The sequence below is a fragment of the uncultured Empedobacter sp. genome (assembly GCF_937930195.1).
Classification (GTDB): Bacteria; Bacteroidota; Bacteroidia; order Flavobacteriales; family Weeksellaceae; genus Empedobacter; species Empedobacter stercoris.
On record NZ_CALGVK010000097.1, the window covers coordinates 1 to 4,824 of the forward strand.

Consider the following 4,824-nt stretch of genomic DNA (forward strand, 5'->3'; position numbering starts at 1 on the left):
ATTCCTCGAGGTGAGAAATAGGGGTACTTTTAATGACTCAAAGTGTTTTTTAATGTCTTTTATTGTCTCTTAATATCTTATTAATAAAATAATTCAACTAAATGACTTATAATATATTACGTTGACTATTAATCATTTACCGACTCCAATTCGAAGCCCCAATCAATTCCTTTTGAAATTGCAGGAACTCCTTCGCTCATCCATTTCGGAGCTGGCTGATCTTTTAGGTAATGATCAAAAAATTGTACTTGACGCTTTTGAATATCATTTCTATTGGCACGTTTAATCAAGTTATGATCGTCACCGTTGTAGTTTAACATCCATGATGGTTTCCCTAAACGACGCAATGCCATAAACATTTCAATACCTTGATACCAAGGAACTGCACCATCTTCGTCGTTATGCATAATAACTACAGGCGTTGTCACCTTAGGCATATTAAATAATGGTGAATTTTCGATGTATAATTCTGGTGCTTCCCACAATGTTTTACCAATTCTACTTTGCGTTTGCTCGTATTGAAATTGACGACTCATACCTGTTCCCCAACGAATTCCACCATAAGCAGAAGTCATATTTACAACTGGAGCACCTGCCCAAGCTGCTGCATACATATCGGTAGCTGTTATCAAATGTGAAACTTGGTAACCTCCCCAACTCTGACCTTGAATACCAATTTTATCACCATTTACCCAGTTATTTTTCTTCAGAGCTTCTACTCCAGAGTTTATATAATCCTCAGCAGACTTAGCTGGATGGCCAACTGTATACGAAATATCTGGTGTAAATACAATATAATCGTTACTCACAAAATACGTATGATTGATTCGTGAAGGTGTTGGTGCAGGCGCTTGATAACGATTCAAATTATCTGAAAGTTTTTCGTAGAAGTAAACAATCATTGGATATTTTTTGTTTGGATCAAAATTCTCTGGTTTATACACCACTCCTGTTGCGTTTTTTCCTGAATACGTTTTCCAAGTTACCAATTCTCCATTCCCCCAATAATAATCTTTTTGTTGCGGATTGATAGCAGAAACTTTTTTCTCATCCTTAAAATTCGTTGATACATAAACATCCGGAGAGTTTCGGAATGTTTCTTTGGTATAAATATATTGGTTGGCATTCAATGCTTTCGTCATTTTTTGAGCACCCCATGTATTCGACATCACTACTTTTTCGGGATTTTTAGCTTTCGAAATAATAGTTTGATAAACACCTGATTGTTTATTCTGATTATTAAAAGCACCTAAATAAAGTTGCGTATCACGATTTATTGTTTTGAGTTCTTCATTCAACTGATTAATATCAAATGTAATATTGTGTTTACGACCAAAACCATTTGTTACATTTTCTGGACGACGATTTCCAACCAAATCAAATTCCCAAATATCATAACGATCTTTGATTAATACTGTTTCGTCATTATCTGTAAAATAAGCAACTCCATACGCTTGTGCTAAAGTTGGTGAATCATTTTCCTCATCATAAAACTTAACTTTCAGTTTTTTATTCAAAACTTTCGTTTGTTTTGTTTCGATATTATAACTCGACCATAGTCCATTTTCTGCATTATAATACACCGCAAACTTTCCATTTGGAGACATTTCTACTCTTCCTGCTAAACCTTTTGCAAATAATTCTCGCTGTCCATTTTTAACATTCACAATGTAGTAATCTCTACGTCTTGTTAAATCCCAATTTGAAATTAATCGATAGGCATTGTCAGAAGTTCCTAATGCAAAATTTGAATTTCCTTCGTTCAAGATTTCAACTTGATTCATGTCTAAATCTGCTAATTGCGTCACTTTTTCTGGATTTGAAAAATCAATCACAGATAAATACGAACGTTTTTTCTCTCGTTCAAGATTCTTTAATTGTTGCGGTTGAATAAATTCGTCTTTGTAACTCCAAACATCAACCTTTGCATGATCATCTGCAATTATTGTAGTGTCTTTTTCAACTAATTTCGGCATCAAACCTATGAATAAAAAATTTCCATCTTTACTAAATTTTGGCTGACGGTTTTCTGAAACTTGCCAATTTTTTTTCAATCCTAACAATTCAGTTTTCTTTATCTGTTGTGGATTATTTGTTGATGTATGATATAAATAATAGGTTTTGTTCTCCTTTTTCTCTTCATCTGTCGTACCAACAAACGCTACTTTACTTGCCATTTCGTCAAATGCAAATTGTTTAAATTCACCAATTGTATCCACCAACTGCTTTTGAACAAAAGTTGCCGTATTAACTAAGAAAACACCGTATTTTGTTTGATCTAAACTATCTTTTTTCTCTTGTTTTGTCGAAAAAATTAATTGTTTACCATTCTCGCTGAACTCATAATTCATCACATTTTTGAACGATTTTTTCTGACCAGAAATCAAATTTCTTAAAACCAATTCTAAAGGCGTGTCTTTTTTATCTTTTCCTGCGGATTTTACAGGTTTATCTTTTGTTTTTGTTGAATCTGACTTGACATTTTTATCGTTCTTCAAATCTTCTTTTTCGACTAAATAAGCTAAAAATGAACCTTCCTTTTTAGGCGTTTTAAACGATTTTATATTGGGTAATTTTTCAACATGATTAGTTGCAAGATTTAAAATCCCGATCGAATCTTTTGCAATTTCGTGTTCTTTTTTCTTTTTGATTCGAACCAATTTCAAATCTTTGTAAAAAGGTTTAATCTTAAAAATAGCAAATTTAGAATCTGCTGTAAAAACACTTTGTTCACCTCGATGAAAACTTAAATTTTTATCCGTTTTCAGACCAAAAAAATTCAACGTATTATCGCTTTCTTGTGCATTTACTTGATAAGCTACCCAAGAACCGTTATTCGACAATTCTTTCATTCCGATTGATTGCCATTCATCAAAAACAGTCAAATCAAGAGGTTTCTTTTGCGCATTAACACTTGTTGACAATAGAGCTATAGCCGCAGCATACATCGCCTTTTTAGTTAGAAGTTGAGAGGCATAATTTTTCAAATTTTTAGTAGATAAATTCGATTTCATCCTAATTATTATTGTGCGTTAATTTTTAATAGAGTTGTGAAAATACTAAAGTTTTTACAAAGTATTCGTATTATCTCTCATAATCATTGTATCGTTTGTATTTTTGTTCAAAATATCATTTAAATGAAAAAATATCTTTTAAGCATTGGTTTAGGAATTTCGATGATCTCTTTGGCTCAAAATATTCAAATTGTACCGCTTGGCGTTTATGGAGGAAGTAATGAAAGTAATCTTTCTTCTTATTTAATAGGAGAAGAATCGACGAACGACTACTTGGCTTTAGATGCAGGAACGATTTATGCTGGAATCAATAAAGCAATAGAAAAAGGCACTTTTGAGGAAGAAATTGGAAATGTTCTAAAAAATTATATCAAAGGATATTTTATTTCGCATGGACATTTGGATCATCTTTCTGGAATGATTATTAATTCTCCTGAAGACTCGAAAAAACCTATTTATGGTACTTCGGAAATGATTGATGTCTTGAAAAATAAATACTTTACAAATGATGCGTGGGCAAATTTTGCAAATGAAGGAGAGGCTCCAATTTTAAATAAATATACATACAATTATGCCAAAATAGGCACTCCATTTAATATAGAAAATACAAATCTCACTGGAACGATTTACGAATTGAGTCATGTCAATCCATTAAAAAGTGCTGCTATTTTAGTTGAAAATTATTCGAATGCCGTTTTATATTTTGGCGATACTGGAGCTGATCGTATAGAAGGAACAACAAATTTACAGACGATTTGGAAAGCTATATCACCAAAAATAAAATCGGGTAAATTGAACACTTTGATGTTAGAGGTTTCTTTCCCTAATTCGCAACCAGAAAATTTATTATTTGGTCATTTAACACCAAAATTAATCAACGAAGAATTAGGAGTATTAGCGAAAATCGTTGGAAAAAATAAATTGAAAGGGTTAAACATCATCGTTACGCATATTAAACCAAAAGGAGATTATGAACAAAAAATAAAAGAAGAATTACTACAAGATAATCCTTATATGATTCATTATATTTTTCCTCAACAAGGTGAGAGAATTATTTTAAAATAAATAACTATTACTTTATTTATTATTTAAAGACATAATAATTTTTAAGTATTTATTTTTGTCGGTCAATTTTTATCATTTTGATAAAATAGCACTATTGTTCTTTCATTAATTGATTTGGCTATTCTACATTTGAATAAACCAAAAGAAAAAATGACCACGCAAATAGGAGAAATTTTATTGATCGACAATCAACAATATATTATAGCCGAACAACCGTTACACCATTATTTTAAAAATTTAAAACATCCTCCCTATTTTACACCTCCGTCTTCAACATGTTGGAGAGGTTATTATGGAAAATGGGAATTACGAAATGATAAATTATTCTTAATCAATTTTAAAGGATATTTAGATGGGTTAGATGAAGTTGAGCTGGACTATTTGTTTCCAAAAAGTGAAGAAGTTTTTGCCATTTGGTATTCTGGTATTATTAAAATTCCGCAAGGAAAATTATTGGAATTTAACCAATTAACGCACACCTCAATTTATGAAGAAGATTTGATGTTGTGTTTTGAAAATGGAAAACTAATCGATTATATCGTCCATAGTAATTGCACAAATTCTGAACGAGAAGTTGAGATCTAATCGATTGACTGCTTCACAAACTTGTCGGTGGATTCGTCTTGTTATTTGACCATATTATTCTTTCGAATTCACCGATTATTACCAAATAAAAAAGCCAACTTAAAGTACACTGCCCCCAAAAAGTTAGACACTTTTGGGGGCATTTTTTATGGCAAGAAAA

At 31.6% G+C, this 4,824-nt stretch carries 3 protein-coding genes; 2 read left to right on the forward strand and 1 reads right to left on the reverse strand.

The genetic code is table 11. The annotated features are described in order from the left end of the window. Positions 1 to 128 precede the first annotated feature (128 nt). Positions 129 to 3,014, reverse strand: a complete 2,886-nt coding sequence (locus Q0616_RS06170; RefSeq protein WP_298775848.1) for a prolyl oligopeptidase family serine peptidase — start codon at positions 3,012 to 3,014, stop codon at positions 129 to 131. 123 nt (positions 3,015 to 3,137) lie between these two features. Here Q0616_RS06170 and Q0616_RS06175 point away from each other — a divergent pair, with 123 nt between their 5' ends. Beyond that, positions 3,138 to 4,079, forward strand: coding sequence for a 3',5'-cyclic-nucleotide phosphodiesterase (locus Q0616_RS06175; protein ID WP_286484253.1), 942 nt, complete (start codon positions 3,138 to 3,140; stop codon positions 4,077 to 4,079). A gap of 150 nt (positions 4,080 to 4,229) precedes the next feature. After that, complete coding sequence (locus Q0616_RS06180; protein WP_260543363.1) at positions 4,230 to 4,664, forward strand: hypothetical protein; 435 nt, start codon at positions 4,230 to 4,232, stop codon at positions 4,662 to 4,664. Positions 4,665 to 4,824: the final 160 nt, after the last annotated feature.